General features: G+C 66.9%; 17 protein-coding genes. 6 read left to right on the top strand and 11 right to left on the bottom strand.

Features of this window, described 5'->3' with window-relative positions:
• Positions 1-123: 123 nt before the first annotated feature.
• A complete protein-coding gene (locus tag FOE78_RS08380) occupies positions 124-630 on the top strand; it encodes a GNAT family N-acetyltransferase (protein WP_210414884.1) in 507 nt (168 codons plus the stop codon).
• A 253-nt stretch (positions 631-883) separates the two neighbouring features.
• Here the strand turns inward: FOE78_RS08380 and FOE78_RS08385 are convergent, their stop codons facing one another.
• The 3 genes from FOE78_RS08385 to FOE78_RS08395 form a co-directional block, all read right to left on the bottom strand.
• Positions 884-1,288 carry an SHOCT domain-containing protein gene (locus FOE78_RS08385; protein ID WP_143985878.1) on the bottom strand — a complete coding sequence of 135 codons (405 nt, stop codon included), beginning with the start codon at positions 1,286-1,288 and terminating at the stop codon, positions 884-886.
• Positions 1,289-1,436: 148 nt separating this feature from the next.
• Positions 1,437-3,950: a valine--tRNA ligase gene (gene valS, locus FOE78_RS08390; RefSeq protein ID WP_266095028.1), complete on the bottom strand. Its 2,514-nt coding sequence runs from the start codon at positions 3,948-3,950 to the stop codon at positions 1,437-1,439.
• Between the two features lie 253 nt (positions 3,951-4,203).
• The gene (locus FOE78_RS08395) at positions 4,204-5,652 is read right to left on the bottom strand and encodes an MFS transporter (protein WP_143985880.1); all 1,449 of its coding nucleotides are present in this window, start codon (positions 5,650-5,652) and stop codon (positions 4,204-4,206) included.
• Positions 5,653-5,797: 145 nt separating this feature from the next.
• Here FOE78_RS08395 and FOE78_RS08400 point away from each other — a divergent pair, with 145 nt between their 5' ends.
• The 4 genes from FOE78_RS08400 to FOE78_RS08415 all read left to right on the top strand — a co-directional run bounded on the left by FOE78_RS08400 (position 5,798) and on the right by FOE78_RS08415 (position 8,969).
• On the top strand, positions 5,798-7,468 hold the full coding sequence (locus FOE78_RS08400; protein WP_143985881.1) for a bifunctional folylpolyglutamate synthase/dihydrofolate synthase: 1,671 nt from the start codon (positions 5,798-5,800) through the stop codon (positions 7,466-7,468).
• Positions 7,465-7,809, top strand: coding sequence for a DUF4233 domain-containing protein (locus tag FOE78_RS08405; protein ID WP_143985882.1), 345 nt, complete (start codon positions 7,465-7,467; stop codon positions 7,807-7,809). The genes FOE78_RS08400 and FOE78_RS08405 overlap by 4 nt, the downstream gene beginning before the upstream one ends.
• Before the next feature lie 113 nt (positions 7,810-7,922).
• Positions 7,923-8,339 carry a hypothetical protein gene (locus tag FOE78_RS08410; RefSeq protein ID WP_143985883.1) on the top strand — a complete coding sequence of 139 codons (417 nt, stop codon included), beginning with the start codon at positions 7,923-7,925 and terminating at the stop codon, positions 8,337-8,339.
• A 9-nt stretch (positions 8,340-8,348) separates the two neighbouring features.
• Positions 8,349-8,969, top strand: coding sequence for a TetR/AcrR family transcriptional regulator (locus FOE78_RS08415; RefSeq protein WP_143985884.1), 621 nt, complete (start codon positions 8,349-8,351; stop codon positions 8,967-8,969).
• A gap of 4 nt (positions 8,970-8,973) precedes the next feature.
• Here the strand turns inward: FOE78_RS08415 and FOE78_RS08420 are convergent, their stop codons facing one another.
• From FOE78_RS08420 to FOE78_RS08450, 7 genes are all read right to left on the bottom strand, one after another.
• Complete coding sequence (locus tag FOE78_RS08420; protein WP_143985885.1) at positions 8,974-9,711, bottom strand: phosphotransferase family protein; 738 nt, start codon at positions 9,709-9,711, stop codon at positions 8,974-8,976.
• Between the two features lie 64 nt (positions 9,712-9,775).
• Positions 9,776-10,594 carry an inositol monophosphatase family protein gene (locus tag FOE78_RS08425; protein WP_143985886.1) on the bottom strand — a complete coding sequence of 273 codons (819 nt, stop codon included), beginning with the start codon at positions 10,592-10,594 and terminating at the stop codon, positions 9,776-9,778.
• A complete protein-coding gene (locus FOE78_RS08430; RefSeq protein WP_168207428.1) occupies positions 10,587-11,399 on the bottom strand; it encodes a glycerophosphodiester phosphodiesterase in 813 nt (270 codons plus the stop codon). Before FOE78_RS08430 ends, FOE78_RS08425 begins: the two co-directional genes overlap by 8 nt.
• Complete coding sequence (locus FOE78_RS08435) at positions 11,396-12,496, bottom strand: ABC transporter ATP-binding protein (RefSeq protein ID WP_143985888.1); 1,101 nt, start codon at positions 12,494-12,496, stop codon at positions 11,396-11,398. Before FOE78_RS08435 ends, FOE78_RS08430 begins: the two co-directional genes overlap by 4 nt.
• On the bottom strand, positions 12,493-13,371 hold the full coding sequence (locus tag FOE78_RS08440; protein ID WP_143985889.1) for an ABC transporter permease: 879 nt from the start codon (positions 13,369-13,371) through the stop codon (positions 12,493-12,495). Before FOE78_RS08440 ends, FOE78_RS08435 begins: the two co-directional genes overlap by 4 nt.
• Positions 13,371-14,396, bottom strand: a complete 1,026-nt coding sequence (locus FOE78_RS08445; protein WP_210414886.1) for an ABC transporter permease — start codon at positions 14,394-14,396, stop codon at positions 13,371-13,373. Before FOE78_RS08445 ends, FOE78_RS08440 begins: the two co-directional genes overlap by 1 nt.
• Entirely contained in the window at positions 14,369-15,535 is a 1,167-nt protein-coding gene (locus FOE78_RS08450; protein ID WP_143985890.1) for an extracellular solute-binding protein, read from the bottom strand. The genes FOE78_RS08445 and FOE78_RS08450 overlap by 28 nt, the downstream gene beginning before the upstream one ends.
• Before the next feature lie 314 nt (positions 15,536-15,849).
• Here FOE78_RS08450 and ndk point away from each other — a divergent pair, with 314 nt between their 5' ends.
• Entirely contained in the window at positions 15,850-16,266 is a 417-nt protein-coding gene (gene ndk, locus FOE78_RS08455; protein ID WP_143985891.1) for a nucleoside-diphosphate kinase, read from the top strand.
• A 308-nt stretch (positions 16,267-16,574) separates the two neighbouring features.
• Here ndk and FOE78_RS08460 read toward each other — a convergent pair whose 3' ends face one another.
• A complete protein-coding gene (locus FOE78_RS08460) occupies positions 16,575-20,300 on the bottom strand; it encodes an ABC transporter ATP-binding protein (RefSeq protein WP_143985892.1) in 3,726 nt (1,241 codons plus the stop codon).
• Positions 20,301-20,303: the final 3 nt, after the last annotated feature.

Genomic DNA, 20,303 nt, shown 5'->3' on the forward strand with positions numbered 1-20,303 from the left:
CACAGCCGCACGCGAAATCGGCCCGCGCAGCCGATGTATCCGGTGCGGGGGTCGATCTTGCGCGCGGCTGTTGGTCGGCGGCACGTCTCGCGCGCGGTTGTCGGACGGCGGAAGAATGTGCGAGTGACTTCAGCGGCCGACCCCTATTTCATCCGACCCGGACGACGCGAGGACGTCGAGGAGATCCGTACGTTGCGAAACGACGCGATCCAGAAGAGCACCGCGATCTGGACCACCGTCTTGCAGCCGCCGGACGAAGCGATTGCCTGGTGGGACGAGTTGATCGGCCGCAGAGCGGTGTACGTGGCCGAGTGCGACGGTCAGGTGGCCGGTTTCGCGTCCTGGTCGCCGTGGCGGGCGAAGGAGGGATATCGCTTCACCGGCGAGGATTCGGTGTACGTGGCCGGTGAGCATCACGGCCGGGGTTTGGGCCGCCGGCTGCTGGCGACCTTGATCGACGGCGCCCGCGAATCCGGCCTGCATGTGATGCTCGCCGACATCGAGTCCTCCAACACGGCCTCCATCGCCTTGCACGCCCGGCTGGGTTTCGAGACCGTCGGGACGCTCCGAGAGATCGGCACCAAGTTCAATCGCTGGCTCGACCTGACGATCATGCGATTGGCGCTGTAGCGGCAGGCCCGACAGGAGCTGGACCCCATAGCCGCGCGCCAAATCGACCCGCGCACCCGAAATAGCCCGTGCGCGGGTCGATCTTGCGCGCGGCTGTTGGTGGCCGGCCGGTTTCGCGCGCGGCTGGTGATGGGCGGGCATACGAAAGGCCGCCGGGCGAAGGTCGGCTGATCACCGACAAGCCCGGCGGCCTTCACGATTCAGAGAGCGGGGCTGGGTTCAGTTAGCCCTGCTCGCTTCAGGAGGCCCCGCTTCAGGAGAGCTTGGCCTCCCCGGCCAGCGCACGAGCCTTGAGCTGCTCGTACTCCTGCTGGGTGATGGTGCCGGCGTCGAGAAGACCCTTGGCCTTGGCGATCTCGTCCGAGGCACTGCTGCCTGCGACGTCGCGGATGTAGGACTCGGCCTGCTGCCGGTTCTCCTCGGCCTGCTTCACGCTCCGCTGCGACATTCCGCGACCACGGAAGATCAGGTAGGCCAGCGCGGTGGCGAACGGCAGGAAGAACAGGCAGACCAACCAGATCGCCTTCATCCAACCCTTGAGCCCGCGATCACGGAACAGGTCGGTGATGATCGAGAACAACGCGATCAGGTAGGCGCAGAAGGCGAACACCCAGAACATCGTCCAGATGATGTGCCAGAAGCTGTTGAAGTAATTCATGATCGTTCCTTGGGGTGAGACCCGCGTTCGGGGTATCTGTTGCTGCGATCCTGGCGGGCCGCAGCCCATAGTCTTCACCTAGCCACACCGTTAACACCAGTACCGTCCGTCCCTTGAGCGTGTCGCGCCGACGGACGGCGAACCAAGATCAGCTGGGCAGCTCCGCCAACTCCACCTCGACCACGAGCTCGGTGTCGGACTCGGCCCACAGCACCTCACCGGTGATCCGGCCGACCGCGCGCAGATCGGACTCGACCTGTTTGAGCCGCTCCAGCACCTCACCCTGACCGGCGAACTCGATCCGGCTGACCTCGGCCTTCATCGACACCTTCCGCTGCGACTTCGCGCCACGGACCGCGATCAAGGCCGTCGCCACCGCGTCCAGCAACAACGCATCGCCGCGGTCGTTGGGAATCTCCTCCGGGGTGGGCCAGGCAGCGGTGTGGATCGAACCGGACTTCCACCAGGACCAGACTTCCTCGGTCGCGTACGGGATGAACGGCGCCAGCAGCCGCAGGATCGCGTCCAGGCTGATCGCCAGCGCGGTGTGTGCGGACCGAGCAGCATCCTCACCGGCGGCACCGTAGGCGCGCTCCTTGACCAACTCCAGGTAGTCGTCGCAGAAGGACCAGAAGAAGCGCTCAGTGATCTCCAGCGCGCTGGTGTAGTCGTATGCCTCGAACGCCTCGGTCGCCTCGATGATCACCCGCTGCAGGCCGGCCAGCAGAGCTTGATCAACTGGCTCGGTGATCGGCGTGCCCGCGGCGGGAATCCCGTACGACAGAACGAACTTGCTGGCGTTCAGCACCTTCAGCGCCAGCCTGCGGCCGACCTTCATCTCGCGCTCGTCGAACGGCGAGTCCAGACCTGGACGGGCCTTGGCCGCACGCCAGCGGACCGCGTCCGAGCCGTACCGTTCGAGCACCTCGGTCGGCACCACCACATTGCCCTTGGACTTGCTCATCTTCTTCCGGTCCGGATCCATCACGAAGCCGCTGATCATGGATCGCTTCCAGGGCAGGGATCCGTTCTCGAAGTGAGCTCGCACCACCCGGTCGTAGAGCCAGGTGCGGATGATGTCGTGCGCCTGGGTGTTCAGGTCCATCGGGAAGGTGATCTTGAACAGGTCCGGATCACGTTCCCAGCCGCAGACGATCTGTGGTGACAGGGACGAGATCGCCCAGGTGTCCATCACATCGGGGTCGGCGATGAAGCCTTGCGGCTCGCCGCGCTGTGCTGCGGTGTAGCCCGGCGGCAGATCGGTGCTCGGGTCGACCGGCAGGATGTCCTCGTCCGGGACGATCGGGTCCGAGTAGTCAGGCTGGGCATCGGCGTCCAGCCGGTACCAGACCGGGAAGGGCACACCGAAGAAGCGCTGGCGAGAGATCAGCCAGTCACCGTTCAGCCCGTTGACCCAGTTGTCGTAACGGTGCTTCATGTGCTCGGGCACCCAACCGAGCTCTTCACCGCGGGCCAGGAACTGCTGCTTCAGCGCGGCATCACGGCCGCCGTTGGCGATGTACCACTGCCGAGTGGAGATGATCTCCAGCGGCTTGTCGCCCTTCTCGAAGAAATTCGCCTTCCGTTGAGTCGGGGTCGGATCGCCGATCAGATCACCGGCATCGCGCAGCAGCCCGACCATCGCCTCGCGGGCGCTGAACGTGGTCTTGCCGGCCAACTGCTCGTACCCCTGGGCGGCAGCGCCGTCGCCGATCCAGTCCGGGCGATCACGCAGGATGCGCCCGTCCCGACCGATGATCACCCGCGCCGGCAGCTGCAGCTCGCGCCACCAGGTCACGTCGGTGAGATCGCCGAACGTGCAGCACATCACCAGACCGGAACCTTTGTCCTGCTCGGCTGCCGGGTGGCTCAACACCGGCAGCTCGACACCGAAGATAGGGCTGGTCACCGTGCTACCGACGAGATCGGCATAGCGCTCGTCGTCCGGGTGGGCGATCAGCGCGACGCAGGCACCGATCAACTCCGGGCGGGTGGTCTCGATGATCACCGGTTCGCCGTCAGCGCGATGGAACTGCACCTTGTGGTAGGCGCCGGGGTAGTCCCGCGCCTCGATCTCGGCCTGCGCCACCGCGGTCTGGAAGGTGACGTCCCACACCGTCGGTGCCTCGGCCAGGTACGCCTCGCCGCGGGCGACGTTACGCAGGAACGCCTTCTGGGCAACGGAAATCGAGTCGTCGCCGATGGTGGTGTAGAGCGTCGACCAGTCGACGCTGAGCCCGACCCGGCGCCACAGATCCTCGAAGACCGCCTCGTCCACCTTGGTCAGCTGATGGCAGAGGTCGATGAAATTGCGTCGGCTGATCGGCACCTGCCGCTTCGGGTCCGGCTTGGCCGGTGGGGTGAAGTCGGGGTCGTACGGCACGCTCGGGTCGCAGCGGACACCGTAGAAGTTCTGCACCCGGCGCTCGGTGGGTAGGCCGTTGTCGTCCCAGCCGATCGGGTAGTAGACGTGCTTGCCCCGCATCCGCTGATAGCGGGCGATCAGGTCCGTGTGGGTGTAGGAGAACACGTGCCCCACATGCAAGGAACCGGACACCGTCGGCGGCGGGGTGTCGATGCTGAACACCTGATCCCGCGCCCGCTGCGGATCACCCTCCGGCCGGACGAACGCGTACGTGCCCTGCTGCTGCCAGATCTCCATCCACTTCGACTCCAGCCCCTCCAGTGCGGGCTTCTCCGGCACATCCGGTACGTTCGGCGCGCCCGATTCGGCTGCGTCGGGACGTGGGCCGGATGCAAGAGTCGTCATAACGGTGAATCCTACGAAGGACGCGGGTGCGAATGCACATCCGATACCCGCGGCGATCACAAGAATGCTGCACCAGTGCGGCCTTACCCCGCGCTACAGCCGAGGAGCGGCCGACTGGCGCAGGATTCTTGTAAACAGGAGCCGGTCAAGGCGAGATGTGGTCGAGGTTCCGGGCCCGGGTGTGCGGCGTGAACTGGGCCAGGACGGCGGCGATCACCAGGAAGCTGGAGATCAACATCAGCGCGCCCAGGGTGGACAGGTGCGGCAGGATCGGCGCGATCGCCAGCACCCCGATGCCGCCGCCGATGTGCCCGACCCCGTCCACCAACGCGAAACCGGTGGTCCGGGCCCGGGTCGGGAAACACTCGGCCGACAGCGCGTAGGTCGGCGAGACCCAGAGGTTGAACCCTGCGAAGACCAAGATCGAACCGATCAACGCCACGGTGATCTGGGTGCCGGCGACGGCGATCAGGAACGCCCCGATCAGCGTCACCGCGGCCGCGATCGGCAGCCAGTAGCGACGTTCCAGCTTCTCCACGATGAACGTCATCACGATCGTCCCGCCGACGAAGCCGAAGCTGCCGACCGCGGCGATCACGCCGGCCTCCGGCGGCGGATACTTCAATGCCGACAACACACTGGTGAAGCCGGACGCGTACGAGTAGACGGTGATGTAGCCGATGAACCAGAGCGCGAACAGCAGCAGGATCCGGCGCCGATAGAGCGGATTGGTGAAGAGCGTGCTGTAGGGCACCCGCGGTGGCGGGGTCACCGCCGACGCGGGAATGTCGTAATCCGGATCGGCCAGCGGGCCGCGATGGCGGGCGCGTTCCTCCATGTCGGCGACGATGTGATCGGCCTCCGGCGCCCGGTCGCGGGCGATCAGCCACCGCGGCGATTCGGGCAACTGGATCCGCAGCAGCACCGCGATCAGCGCGAGCAGCGCGCCGATCCCGTACATCCAGCGCCAGCCGTTGCCGAAGGCCGGCCCGGCAACCGCGAACGGCAGGCCCAGCGGCCACTTCTCGGCTTCGGTGGTCAAGATCAACCCGAGCCAGATCCCGATCATGGCGCCGACCGCAGAGTTGATGAAGATCATCGTGGTGAAGCGTGCTCGGGCCGGCCGCGGCGAGACCTCGTTGATGTAGGTGTTCACGATCGCCAGGTCCGCGCCGATGCCGATGCCGGTGATCACCCGGGCGATGACGAAGTTCGCATAGTCCGGCGCGAACGCGTTGTAGAGCGAGCCGAGGCCGGTGATCAACATGGTGATCAACAACATGTTGCGGCGGCCGATCCGGTCCGCGACCGGGCTGAGCACGAGGGTGCCGACCACATAGCCCGCCAGGTTGAGGACCACCGGCAGCGGCAGCGAGCCGAGCGCGGTCTCGGGCGTGCAGCCCGGCTTCAGGTCGACGCAGGTCTGGATGAAGGACACGTTGATGTCGAAGATGTCGTAGAAGGTGAAGAGGAAGCCGAGGCCGATGATGATGATGAAGCCGTAGGACAGCGACCACACCTGCAGTCGTTCGAGCCGGGCGATGATGCCGGGGCCGCTGCGCTCGCGTGAATCAGTGGACGGTTGGGCTGCCATGCCCGTCGCCTTCTTCCGTACCAGTCGGAACTGTTGGGCCACTGTTCATATTGCTCTGGATCGAGGGGCTATGCAGCCCCTTCGGAAAACCGGGACGCCGCGAAGTCCGGAGCCCGTCGGCTCGGGCCGTAGACTCGCGTCTGCGATGTCTGACTCTGATTCCGCGGACTCTTCCGCCGCCACGCACGCCGAAATCGTCGCCGCTCTGCAGGGCCGCTGGCCCGAGCACCGGGTCGCTCCCAGCCTCGGCCGGGTGGCGGCGCTGACGGAGTTGCTCGGCGACCCGCAACGGGCCTACCCGGTGATCCAGCTGACCGGCACCAACGGCAAGGGCAGCACGGCGGCGATGATCGACGCGCTGCTGCGCTCGGTGGGCCTGCGGACCGGCCGCTTCACCAGCCCGCACCTGATGGACGTGACCGAACGGATCCGGATCGACGGCGAGCCGGTCAGCGCCGAACGGTTCGACGAGCTGTGGCGCGAGGTCGAACCGTACGTCGCGATGGTCGATCAGCAGCGGATCGACGGCGTCGCGATGACGTTCTTCGAGGTGATCACCGCGATGGCCTACGCCGCCTTCGCCGATGCGCCGGTCGACGTGGCCGTCGTCGAGGTCGGGCTCGGCGGGACCTGGGATGCGACGAACGTGGCCGACGCGTCGGTCGCGGTGATCACGCCGATCGATCTCGATCACACCCACCTGCTCGGCGACACGGTGGAGAAGATCGCCGCCGAGAAGGCCGGCATCATCAAGGCCGACGCGCAGGCGATCCTGGCCGGGCAACAGCCCGAGGTGGCGCGGTTGCTGCTGCAGCGCGCCGCCGAGGTCGGCGCGACGGTGCAACGGGAAGGAATCGAATTCGGCGTCCTGGACCGGGTGATGGGGGTCGGCGGTCAGCAGCTGCGGCTGGGCACCGCCGACGGGCCGATCGACGAGATCTTCCTGCCGCTGTACGGGATCCATCAGGCCGAGAACGCGGCCCTGGCACTGGCCGCCGCGCAGGCGTTCACCGGGCTGAACCGGATCGATCCCGACGTGGTTCGGGAGGGATTCGCCGCGGTCGAGGCACCCGGCCGGCTGGAGATCGTACGGCGTTCGCCGCCGGTGATCCTCGATGCCGCACACAATCCGCACGGCGCCCGGGCGACCGCCGCGGCGATCAACGAGTCCTTCGACTTCTCGCCGCTGGTCGGGGTGATCGCGATCATGAAGGACAAGGACGCGGAGGGGCTGCTGCGGGAGTACGCCGATCTGTTCACCTCGGTCGTCGCCACCCAGGTCGCCTCCACCGACCGCGGACTGCCCGCCGACGAACTCGGCGAGCTGGCGGCCGGAATCTTCGGCGCCGATCGGGTGCAGGTGGCGCCGCGGATGGACGACGCGATCGAGGCCGCGATCGGGCTGGCCGAGACCGAGGGTGCCACCGCACCAGGGGTGTTGATCACCGGTTCGGTGGTCGCCGTCGGTGAAGCACGCACGCTGCTGGTTGGCCACGACAGCGGGCAGCCGCGGCCGGCCGCTGCGCGGGTCAGCGGTGAAGGGGTGCTGGACGCCGCCGGGGCTCCGCTGATCGAGGACGAGGGCGACACCGAGGACGAGAAGGACTATTCCTACGGCCCCGAATACGGTGAGCAGTTCGACGAGGACGCCACCGAGGCCGAGTTGCTGGACGGGACCGGGAACGAGCGCACCGAGGCACCGGAGACGGGGGACTTCGGCGCGTACGGCCCGCTGGCAGACGATGACCAACCCGGTGCAACGTCGCGGTCTGGCGATCACGGCGAATCCGATCGCGATGGGGATGATCAGCGATGAGTCTGGCAGCCGGCAACCCGATGGGCCGGGCGATGATGATCACGCTCTTCCTGGAGCTGATCGCGTTCGCGCTGGCGATACCGGTGATGACCCAGCTGGCCGGTGTTCAGCCGTTGACGGCCGCGGTGACGGCCGGCGGGTCGGCCTTTCTTTGTCTGCTGGCGGGAGGTCTGTTCCGTACGCCGGTCGGCTATCCGCTGGGTTGGCTGGCCCAGATCGCCGGGCTGGCGCTCGGCTTCATCGTCGGGGTGATGTTCGTGGTGGCTGCGATCTTCGTGGCCGTCTACGTGCTCGCCTTTGTGCTCGGCAAGAAGATCGACAACACCGCGACCGCGTCCTGACCCTGGCTGAACCCTGACCGATCCGCCTCCTCACGCCTGGGCGCCAGGTCGCGCCAGCTGATCCACAGCGAGCGCTCAGCTCTATTGGCCAGGCGGTCAATAAGCTCCCGCGCATGGACAACACTTCTCGATTGACGGCCGTCACCGCGGTGGTCGTCGGCTACCTGGTGGTGGCCGCCGGCACTGTGGTGACGCTGGTGATCATGTCGGTCTCGGGGTCTGCGGAAGCGACCACCGAGGCGTGGGTGCATGCCGTGATCGTTGCGGTCTTCGCCATCCTGCTGGCCTTGCGGCTGCGTGCCGCCAGAGCCGGCAGCCGCCGAGCCCTGATCGCCGTCGGCATCATCGCCGGCGTGCTGCTGGTGGCGAACGCCATCGAGTCGGCGCTCGGCCTCTTCCCGACCTGGATGCGGATCGAGATGATCGGCATCGCCGTGTTCATGGTCGCGATCGTGCTGCTGGTCGTGCAGGCGGTACGGCAGACCCGGAGCCGGACGACCGGTGAGGAGAGCGAGCGCGCCACCTCCTAGAGTGACCGGGTGGCGGCCACCTCAGCGAACTCTTCCGGCCGACGCCGGCGGCTCGGCGAGGACGCACGGCGAGCCCAGATCATCCGGGGCTGCATCACCGTGCTGGCCGAAGACGGTTACCGGCAGGCGTCGTTGGCCCGGATCGCCCAGGCTGCCGGGGTCTCCAAGGGGCTGATCTCGCACTACTTCAGCGACCGCGACGCGTTGATGGAGCAGTCCGCGATGGCCGCGTTGAACACCGTACGGGAGCAGATGTCGGGCCGAATCGACCTGACCGCCGACGTGCCCGACATCATCCGCGCCGCCCTGCGCCAGGTCGTACAGCTGCAACGGACGAACGCGATCGAGGTGCGGGCGATCAACGAGGTGGTCCGCAATCTCCGGCAGCCCGACGGTACGCCGCGGCTCGACCTGCGCGCCTACGAAGACCTCTATCGGGGTCAGGAGCGGATGTTTCGGCGCGGTCAGCAGGACGGCACCGTACGCGATTTCGACACCCGGGTGATGGCGGTGACCTATCAGGGCGCCATCGACACCATGCTCGGCTATCTGGAATCGCATCCGGAGACCGACCCGGAGAAATTCGCCGACGGTGTTGCCGAGTTGCTGATCGCCGCGATTCGCCGCTGAACGCTCACCGGGCCGATCTGAGCACGTCGAATTCGCAGCCGGGAGCGTCCGGATCGAAACCGTGCTCGAGCAACCAGCGTGCTGCCGACAGACTGCGTACCGACCACCAACCGCGGATGAGGTCGAGATCGACTTCGGCGCCGTAGCCGGCAAGCACGTCGGGCAGATGTGTGGGATGGCCCATCGTCAAGGTGGCCAGGTCGTAGAGCGCGTCGCCGTGGGCAGCTTCCGACCAGTCGATGATCCCGGTGATCTCGTTCCCGTCGACGAACACGTGGCTGGGCTGCAGATCGCCGTGCACGAACACCGGCGTCCAGGGTCTCAGCGCGGCCTCGGCGATCCGGCGATTGCGGCTGACCAGGTCCTCGGGCAGGACGCCGCTGTCGATCAGCCAGGCGCACTCCTGATCGAGATCGGACCTGATCTTTTCGACGGTTTCGCCAGGCCACGACGGCAACGGTGCCTCGTGCACAGCGCGGACGGCCGCGCCCGCGGCGGCCCAGGCAGCGGGGGAGGCGGTCGACGGTTCGCCGAGTTTGGCGACCGGGCGCCCCGGGACTCTGCCGATCGCGAGCACGGAAGGCTTGCGCCACAGCACTTCCGGCGTCGGTACCGGCGCCAACTCCATCGCCTCGACCTCGACGTCGAGGTGCGTCTGGTCGGAGTCGATCTTGAGGAACACCTCGCCGACCCGCACTGTCACCCGCTCGCTGTGCGCGACGACGACCTCGACCTCATCCACGCGCATCATTCTCCCCGGCCGCTCCCGCTCGTCGCCGGCAATTCAGCGCCCGTGGGATCGATGATCATTTCGCCGCGATGGCCTGCTGCCACACGTCGAACAACTCGTCGGCGACCTCGGGGCGGGCGACCATGATGCCGCCACCGTCCGGGAAGGGCTGGTGCTCGCCCGACTGATCGCGTACGACCAGGCCTGCCTGCTGGCACAGCAGCGTTGCGGCCAGATGATCTTCCGGATGGAACTCACCGATCACCGCACCGACGGTCCGGCCGACCGCCACCTGGGCCAGCGTCAGGGTCGACGATCCCATCACCCGCGTCGTGCAATGCCGCTCGGCCAGGGAATCCAGCAGGGAATGCATGCCGGCCCACGGACGGTAGCTGGCCCATTCGGTGCCGATCACGCCGCCGGTGAGCGACGATCGGGGCCGATCGTCGAGTTCCAGCGGGCGATCGTTGATCAGCACGCCGCGGTCGGCCGCGGTCAGCCAGATCTCGTGCCGCCACGGGTCGGCGACCACACCGACCAGCGGCTGACGACCGATCGCCATCGCCAGAGAGAACGAGGTCCAGGGCAGTCCGGCGGTCAGATTGGTGGTGCCGTCGACCGGATCGCAATACCAGGTGGGTCCGTCGCCGGCGCTGCCGCCGTACTCCTCGCCGACGACCACGTGCTCGTCCAGTGCCGCGGCGATCAGATCACGGACCGACCGTTCGACCGCGGTGTCGACCTCGGTCACCACATCGGCGTCGTGCTTCTTCGTGCGTACCTCGCCCAACGGCAGCTCGTGGACGATCTTGATGGCCCGCTCGGCGGCCTCCCTGGCGACCTCGACGCATCGGGTCAGCTCGGCCGGTGACATCGGTAGAGACGGATCAGGCATCGGTGGTTCGCAACTCCTGCAGTCGGTGGATCCGGTTGGTGATCATCGCGTTCACCCCGCGACCCAGCAATTCTTGCATCAGCGAGTCGTCGTCGACCGTCCAGCAGCAACTCGCCAGGCCATGATCGGCAATCCAGCCGAACACCTCGTCGGTCAGCATCGGCCAGTGCGGATTGAACGCCTCCGGGGCGAGTTCCTTGATCACGTCGTCGGCCGGGAGCCGACCGCCGCCGTCGCTTTCGTCCCAGGAGAAAATGATCCGGGCTTGATCATCGGCCTGGCGGATCAGCCGCAACGCGTCCGGCCGACCGCACCAGACAGCTTGATCAGCAGTGATCACACCGGCTCGAACGGCGTCGGTCACGACGCGCAGACTCGGCCCGGCCCAGTGCGGTGAGTCCATGTCGATCAGCAGCGCAGAGTCCGTACGGCCGATGAGTTGCAGGGTTTCGGCGAGGGTGGGGATCTGTTGATCATGATCACCGATGCCGGCGAGTTGATCTTGGTCCAGCTCGGTGATCGGGCGCGGATCGTTCCAAAGCCGTTCCAGGGTGAGATCGTGCAGCAGCACCACCTCTTCGTCGCGGCTGACCTTGACGTCGATCTCGACCAGGTCCGCGCCGGCGTCCAGCGCGGCGCGGATGCCGGGCAGTGTGTTCTCTCGGTGGCTGACCGGATCGCCACGGTGCGCGATGGAGTGGAACGGGCCGTCCGGCGTCAGTCGGGAGGTCCCGGAGTTGATCTTGGTCGATGATCGGGCTGCTGGTCCTTCGACAGGCTCAGGACGCTGGGGGTGAGTCGTCAAACCAGGGATCCTTCGGTGTCGTAGATCAGCGCGCTGTCGATCCGTACGCCGACCTGGTCGCCGTCGTGATGGGCGCCGGTGGGCCCGGCGAAGGAACGCAGCGTCAGGTCGTCGCCGAGGTCGATCACCAACTCGGTGAAATGTCCGCGGGGGATGGATCGGGAGATCACGCCCGGGGCTCCGTCGGCCGGGTCGCTGATGATCACGTTCTCCGGACGCACACCGACCGTGCGGTCGCCGTCGGTCACCGTGCCGGCGTCCTTGATCGGGATCCGGGAGCTGCCGACGACCGCGACCAGCGCACCGCCGCTGCCGGACAGCCGAGCCTCGAACGTGTTCATCGCGCCGACGAAACCACCGACGAACCGAGTCGCCGGTCGTTGATACAGGTCGACCGGCGCCGAGTACTGCTCGATCCGCCCGGAGTTCATCACCGCGACCCGATCGGAGATGCTGAGCGCCTCGTCCTGATCATGGGTGACGATCACCGTGGTGATGCCCAGTCGTTGCTGGATCTCCCGAATGTCCTCGCGGACCCGGACCCGGAGCTTGGCGTCCAGATTGCTCAACGGCTCGTCCAGCAGCAACGCCTTCGGGCGCTGCACGAGCGCTCGGGCCAGTGCCACCCGCTGTTGCTCACCGCCGGAGATCCTGGCCGGCCGGCTCTTCTCGTGATGCATCAGATTCACCAGCGTGAGCATCTCGTGGACTCGTTCGGTGATCTCACGTCGCGGCGTCTTGCGCAGCTTCAGCGGGTAGGCGACGTTGTCGAAGACCGACATGTGCGGCCAGAGCGCGTAGTTCTGGAAGACCATGGCCGTCGGGCGTTTCTCCGGCGGCACCCGGGTGACGTCGACGCCGTCGATCATGATCGATCCGCTGTCCGGGGTGAGGAAGCCGCTGATCATCCGCAGGGTCGTCGTCTTGCCGCAGCCGGACGGGCCGAGCAGGCAGACCAGCTCACCGCGTTCGACCTCGAGATCAAGATCATCGACGATGTCGCGACCGCCCAGCACCTTGCCGACGCCACGCAGCGTCAGACCAAGATCACGAGCGTCGGCCCGGGTCGGGGATTCGGAAGTTGCCGAAGAGGTCATCTCAGTTGGAATCCTTCCGCCAGTTGGCCGCCCATCACGTGCTTGCGTACCAACAGCAACAACACCACCGACGGGATCGACAGCAAGATCGAGAACACCGCAGCCACCTGCCGCGGATAGTTCAGCACCAACGAATACATCTCCGTCGGCATCGTGTAGTAGACCGGGGCGCCGACCAGATAGGTGCCCTGCGCCTCGTCGAAGGAGGCCAGAAAACTCATGATCAACGCGACCAGGATGCCGGGCATCGCCAACGGCAGGGTGACGGTGAAGAACACTCGGAACTTGCCGGCGCCGGCGTCCCGGGCTGCTTCCTCCAGACTTCGTGGCACGGCCGCGAATGCCGCCGCCGGTATCCAGGTCATGAAGACGACGGTGCCGAGCAGATGCACGATCACCACGCCGCTGAACGTGCTCATCAGGTTGAACGCGTAGAACAGCGCCGCCAACGCCACGTACAAACCGGTCTTGGGGAAGGCGTTGGTGGCGAACAGCCCGATCAGGAAGATCCGCCGACCCGGAAACTCGAAGCGGGCAAAGGCGTACGCCGCCGGCAGGCAGACCAGGCTGGCGACGATCAAGGTGGTGATCGCGAACGCGAGACTCAACCGGATCGAACTGAACAGCTTCGGATCGTCCAGCACCCGCTGCCACCAGTTCAGCGTCCAGCCGTCGGGCAGCAGATTGGGGTAGCTCCAGCTGGTGGCGAACGCCCGGATGCCCAACCAGATCAGCGGTCCGAGGATGAAGGTGAACAACGCGACGATGAAGATCACCGTCGCGACCCGGCGGATCACGGTGCCGATGATCGACGGACTGCCGGCCGCCCGGGAGGTCGTCAAGGTCCGTTCGGCGCTGACTGTCGGCGCTGCCATCAGACCCTCCCGGCGTCGCGAGCGGAACGGAAGTTCGCCCAGACGTAGAAGGCGCCGAAGACGGCCGCGATACCGAAGACGACCACCGCCATCACAACCGATTGTTGTGGCCGGTTGTACGACTGGAAGTACGACACCATGTCCACCCCCAACATGGTCGGCGCGTTCGGCCCGGTGAAGTAGGGCACCGTGAACGAGCCCAGGGTGCCGATCGCGGTGAACGTCAGCGCGATCACCGTCGGCACCAGCGTCAGCGGCGCGATCACCGTACGGACGATGGTGAGCAGACCGGCACCGGAGTCGCGGGCCGCCTCGATCAGCGAGTCCGGCACGCCCTGCACGCCGGAGGTGATCATCAACGTGGCAAACGGAAGATGCGTCCAGATCAGGCCGAACGCGATGCAGACCAGGGTGTAGCCCCAGATCGGCCCCTCGAACCCGAGCTGGGCACAGACCGAACGCACCAGCCCGTCGGAGGCGTAGAACGTCAGCATCGCCCAGGACGCGATCACCACCGGGATGAACATCGGCACCACCGCCAGCGAGGACAGCAGTTTCGCCACCCAGGCACGGAATCGCGCACCCTCCGGCGCGGTCCGCAGGTACAGCGCGATCACCCACGCCAACGCGACCACGATCACCGTACAGAGCAAGGTGATCACCACGGTGACACCAAGATCACGACGGAATCGTTCGTCGGTGAAGACATCCTGGTACGCGCCCAGTGTCACCTGATACCAGTTGTCGACGGTGTGCTGACCGCGGGCGATGGTCGCGATGGTCTTGTTCAACCCGCCGATGTGGCCGAAGCTATACGACATCGCGACCAAGATCGGAAACCCGACGAAGATCGCCACCACGATGATCGGCGGGCTCGCCAGCAACAGTCCGCCCAGCCGACGACGACCACCGGACGCATTCGACTTCTTCCGGGCCGGGCTGTCCGAGGTCGGGCCGTCGGCGACGCCGGAGGAGGAGGGAGCCTTCGCGATCGTCATCAGTGCCCGGGCACCTTCTGCTGCCACTCGCTCTTCATGTCCGCGTCCATGTCGGAGTTGAACCCCGGCCGCAGATTGCCCGGATCGGCATCGGCGAACTCGGACTTCACATCCTCGGGCAACTTGTCCATCGGGATCGCCGGGTAGCCGGCGATGGCCTTCGCGATCGCCGCCTGCTGAGCCGGCTCGAGCAGCCAGTTGGCCAGTTTGAAGCCGACATCCTGATGTTTCGATGCCTTGAGCACACCGCAGTAGGTGCCGCCGCCGGTGAAGCTGGGGTCGGTGATCTGGACCGCCTTGGCGTCCTTCGGTACAACCCCGGAGTCACGGCCGCTGATGAACTGGTCGGACCAGGCCGGGCACATCCAGATCTGCTTCTGCAGCAGCAGTTCCAGGGTGCCGTTGTTGCCGTTGGGGTAGACGCCCTTCTGGTACATCGACTTGTTCAGGTCGGCCAGCACCTGGAATCCCTTGTCCCAATGGCTTTCCAGGTCCTTGTGGTAGCCGGTGTTCATCTTCTCCAGCACGTCCGGCGACAGGTACTTGCCGAGCACGGTCTGCACGAACGAGTCACCCGAACCGCCGGTGTCGGGGGAGTTGTAGGCGAACTTGCCCGGGTTCTTCTTGATCCAGTCCAGCAACTCGTCCAGCGATCGCGGCGGACTGGGCACCTTGTCCGGAAGATAGGCCAGCAGCACCGACGATCCGCGGTAGGCGATCGAGTTCTTCTCCGCGGCCTTCTGCAGGTCCGGCAGAATCTGGGACAGGTTGGACACCTTGCCGGACGGGTCGGCGAGCAGATCGGCGGCGCCGGCCTGCTTGCCCATCGACTCGACGAAGTCGACGCCGGGATCCTTGCCCTGCTGGGTGGCCGCGGCGATCTTGTTCAGCACCTGATCGGAGTTCTGACCGTGCAGGTCGAACTGGAAGTTGATCTTGGCGTCCTTGTTGGCCTGCTCGAAGCCGGGAATCAAGGTCTTGGTCCACAGATCCTGGATGTTGGTGTCGGCGCCGCAGTAGACGATCAGCGTCTTGGCCGCGGTGCCGCCGTTGCCGCCGGAATCGTTGTTGCCGGTGGTCGCGCCGGGGCCGTTTCCCTGACAGGCGGTGAGTCCGGCGGCGGTGACGGCGGTAGCGCCGAGGGCTATGAACTTGCGACGATCCATGGACAGCCTCCATCGAGAACGGTCGGAACATGCAGGGTGCGGAACGCTCGGCGGAGGCTGCGAGCAAGAGGGTCTGCGGCATCACCGGGTCGGGCGTCCGTGTGGTCGCCATCGACCTCGTGTCCGAGGCCCGGATCCACCGAGCCGAACGGACCAGACCGTAAGCCCCCGTCTCTCGACCGACCTCACGCGCAGCTGACATTAGCGTGAACGTCTGCTGACGGCGAGTGACTTGGCCGGGCGCCGGGCCGGTGCTCGTACCGGCGGAGGCCTCGGCTCGGAATCGGCAGCAGGTCCCCGTTACGCTTCGGCCCATGAGTTCAAGCGATCCGACCCAGCGCACTTTCGTCCTGCTCAAGCCCGATGCCGTACGCCGCGGGCTGGTCGGGGCGGTGCTGAGCCGGTTGGAGGCGAAGGGGTTGTCGATCGTCGCGATCCAGGACCGGCAGGTCGACGGCGAGCTCGCCGACCAGCACTACGCCGAGCATGTCGAGCGCGACTTCTATCCGCCGCTGCGGACCTTCATCACCTCCGGACCGTCGATCGCGGTGATCGTCGAGGGCGACCAGGCGATCGACGTCGTACGCACTCTGGTCGGCGCCACCGACGGCCGTAAGGCAGCGGCGGGCACCATCCGCGGCGACTACTCGCTGTCCAACCGGGAGAACCTCGTACACGCCTCCGACTCCGAGGAGTCCGCCGCCCGCGAGATCAAACTCTGGTTCGGCTGACTTCAAGACGTCCGCCCAGTTGTTCTGACAGGTCCCAGCAGCCGCGCCCGGGCGATTGGGTGCGGCGGGGGCCCGTGTCCCGAGGTTGAAGTGGCAAATATGTCGGACGGGATGGCCTCAACCCCGCGAATCGAGGGCGCGCGAAAGCTTCTCCCGCACCCGGTACCGCCCGGGCCGAGCACAGCCGCACCCAAGATCGACTCGCGCACGCGGTATTCGGGGTGCGGCGGTCGGTTTTGGGTGCGGCTGTGGCCACGCCGGGCGGTTTCGGGTGCGGCTGCGCCCCGGTGATCACCTCGGGCCGGAGGTCACATGGTGGCCAGATACTCCGCCGGTTGCTGATCACCGACGATGGCGCCGTCGGAGACGACCAGCACCCGTTCCACCCAGTGCAGCGACTGCGGGCGGTGGGTGACCACCAGGGTGGTACGCCCCTGGGCGGCGACCCGCATCGCCTGGTTGACCTTGCGTTCGCTGGCCAGGTCCAGGTTCGAGGTGGCCTCGTCCAGGATCAGGATCGACGGGTCGACGATCAGGGCCCGGGCCAGGCAGAGCAGCTGACGCTGCCCGGCCGACAGTGACCGGCCGCGTTCGGTGATCAGCTGCCGGTAGCCGTCGGGCATCCGGGAGATGAATTCGTGCGCGCCGACCGCCCGGGCCGCGGCCTCCACCTCGGCATCGGTCGCATCCGGCCGGCCGTAGGCGATGTTGTCGCGTACGGTCCGGGTGAACAGATGCGGCTCCTGCGGCACGTAGCCCAGCCGGTTCCGGTAGGCGGCCAGGTCGTACTGCTCCAGGCCGATGCCGTCGACCAGGATCTGCCCGTCGGTCGGATCGTAGAACCGCGACACCAGCTTCACCGTGGTCGACTTGCCGGCTCCGGTGCGACCGACGAACGCGACCCGCTGACCGGCCGGGATGTGCAGATCGACTCGCTTCAACGCGTCGCTGGTGGTGCCGGCGTAGCGCAGCCGTACCCCGCGCAACTCGATGTCGCCCGCCAGGGCGTCCGGCCGGACGGGGGCGTCGGCCGCCGGTGTCGACGTCCGCAGCGCCAGCAGTTCGCGGATCCGGACCAGTCCGGCCCGGGCTCGCTGGTAGACGTCGAACACCGTCGCCAACTGCTGGATCGGCGCGAACACCTGAGCCAGGTAGAGCATGAACGCCAGCAGGGTGCCGACCGCCAGCGTGCCGGCGCCGACGAACCGGGCGCCGAGCGCGAGCACCGCGACCGTTGCCGAGGTGGACAGGATCTCGATCACGCCGACGTACACCGAGGTGGCGAAGACGCTGCGCCGGGACCAGTACATAAAGTCCCGGCCGAGGGCGGCGAACCGATCGAGGTTGTAGGCCTCGCGCCGGTAGGCGTGGGTGACCCGGATCCCGGCCAGCGACTCCTGCAGATTGGAGTTCAGCATCGAGGTGCGCTCGCGTGCTTCGTCGTAGGCGACCGAGGCCCGCTTGCGATACCACCAGGTGGCGACCGCGGCCGGCGGCACCACGCAGAGCACCGTCAGCGCCAGCCGCGGATCCAGCGCCAGCACCACGATCGACATCCCGGAAAAGGTCAGGATCGCCATCAGCAAGTTGATCAAGCCCACCTGCAACAGCTCGGCGATGGCGTCGATGTCGGAGGTCATCCGGGTCATGATCCGGCCCGCCTGGGTCCGGTCGTAGAAGTCGATGCCGAGCCGTTGCAACTGCCCGTACACCCGGGCCCGCAGCGCCACCAGCAACCGCTCGGTCGTCCGCTGGGTGACCAACTGCGATCCCCGTTGGACGAAGTAGAGTCCGCCGGCCAGCGTCGCCGCGGCGACACAGACCATCATCAGGACCGGCAGGCTGCCGCCGAGCATACCGGCGTTGACGCCCTCGCGGATCAGCAACGGATTGATCAAGCCCAGCACGGTTTCCAGCGCCACCAGCGCCAGTCCGGCGATCAGCCCGTAGCGGTACGGAGTCAGGAACTTGACCAACTTGAACGGCTCCGACCGCCGGCCCTCCTGCTCAAGATCAACTTCCGGGTCGTCGTCGAAGTCCGGCAGCGTGGCGATCTGCGCTGCCACCTCCGGCGGGGTCTCCAGGTCGGCCGGCGGATGACCGCTGACGTCCTGACGCGACTGCCAGGAGGACGCGGTTGCGGCGAAGTCGCCACGCCGGGCCGCCGGCAGCAACCCGGCGGCCTCGTCGTCGGCCGCCTCCAGCTCACCGAACAGATCGCGATAGAGCGCGCTCCGGTCGAACAGTTCGGCGTGGCTGCCATGATCAACAACGCGGCCGTCGTCGACCAGCACCACCCGATCGGCCATCCGAACGGTGGATTCCCGGTAGGCGACCATGATCGCGGTCCGGCTGGCCAGGAACGGTCCGAGGTTGGCGTGGATCTCGTGCTCGACCTTGGTGTCCACCGAACTGGTGGCGTCGTCCAGCAGCAGGATGTCGGGATCGACCAGCAGCGCCCGGGCCAACGCGACCCGTTGCCGCTGACCGCCGGACAGGGTCATGCCCTGCTCGCCGATCACCGTGTCGTAGCCGTCGTCGAGTTTGCTGATGAAGTCGTCGGCCATCGCGGTCCGTGCAGCGGCGCGGATCTCGTCGGCGGTCGCGTCGGGGCGGCCGTAGGCGATGTTGTTGGCGATCGTGTCGGAGAACAGGAAGCTGTTCTCGAACACCATCCCGACCCGGGTCCGCAGCTGCCGCAGTGACTGCTCTCGTACGTCGATGCCGTCGACCAGCACGTCTCCCTCGGTGGGATCGAAGAACCGGCCGATCAGCTGCATGGCGGTCGACTTGCCGCATCCGGACGGGCCGACCAGCGCGATCGACTCGCCGGCCTCCACGGTCAGGTCGAGTCCGCGCAGCACCTGGTGCCCGTCGCCGTCGGCGTAACCGAATCCGACCTGACGGAATTCGATCCGCCCCTTCTGATCGGGCACCGGCTTCGGGTCCGCGGGCTCGGTCAGGTCCGGGCGCAGATCGAGGATGTCGCCGATCCGGTCCACCGCCGCCTGGCACTGCGGCAGGTTGCTCAAGATCATCCCGATCACCCGCGCCTTGCCGGCGAGTCCGGTCAGGTAGCTGGAGAAGGCGAGGAAGATGCCGACGCTCAGGTGGCCGCTGATCACCATCAGACCGCCCAGGGCGATGATGATCACCTGGCCGAGCTGCGGGCCGGCCATCAGCGAGGCGAAGAACGGTGCCCGCAGCCGGACGGCGCGGACCCGGGCGCGGAACATGTTCAGCAGGGCCTGATGCAGCCGCAGCGTCTGTGCCTGTTCCTGACCGAAGGCCCGGACCACCCGGACACCGAGGACGGCCTCCTCGATCTCGGTCATCAGCTCGGCTTCCTTCTGCTGGGAGTCCCAGCCCGCCGCATGCACCCGAGAACGCATCCGGTGGGTGAACAGGAAGACCGCGACGATGATGATCACCACGATGATCGCCAGCATCGGCGACAACCGGAACATCACCACCAGCGACACCGTGACGCCGACCGTGGTGGCGGCGATCTCGGCGATGAAGCTGATCAACATCTGCACCCAGCGCAGGTCGGTGCTGGCCCGGGAGACCAGTTGGCCGCTCTGTAGTTGGGAGTGGCCGGAGAAGTCCAGCCGCTGCAGGGTGTCGTAGATGTCGTTGCGGATGTCGTGCTGGATCGCCAGCGCCGCCTTGCCGGAGCGGTAGCGCCACAACATCGACAGCACGCCGATGGTCAGACCTAGCGCGGCCAGCAATCCCAACCAGGGAAGCAATCCGCGCTGATGGCTGATGATCGCATCGTCCAGCACGATCTGCTGGATCAACGGCAGGGTGGAGCCGAGCGCGGCGTAGGTCGCGGCGAGTACGGCGGTGGTGATCAGCAACCGGCGGTGCCGCTTGAGCAGTGGCAGCAGCCGGCGTCGCCAGGACGGCGTACGAGTCGGCTCAATGCCGCCTCCGGTGGATCGGCCGGCCTCGGATCGGTCGACGGTGGATTGGTCGCGGGTTCGGCCGGGCAGCGCGGACGGACGAGTCCCCAGCGCGGTCGGGGGCATGGA

Origin of the sequence: Microlunatus elymi (genome assembly GCF_007362775.1) — a bacterium.
GTDB classification, from domain to species: domain Bacteria; phylum Actinomycetota; class Actinomycetes; order Propionibacteriales; family Propionibacteriaceae; genus Microlunatus; species Microlunatus elymi.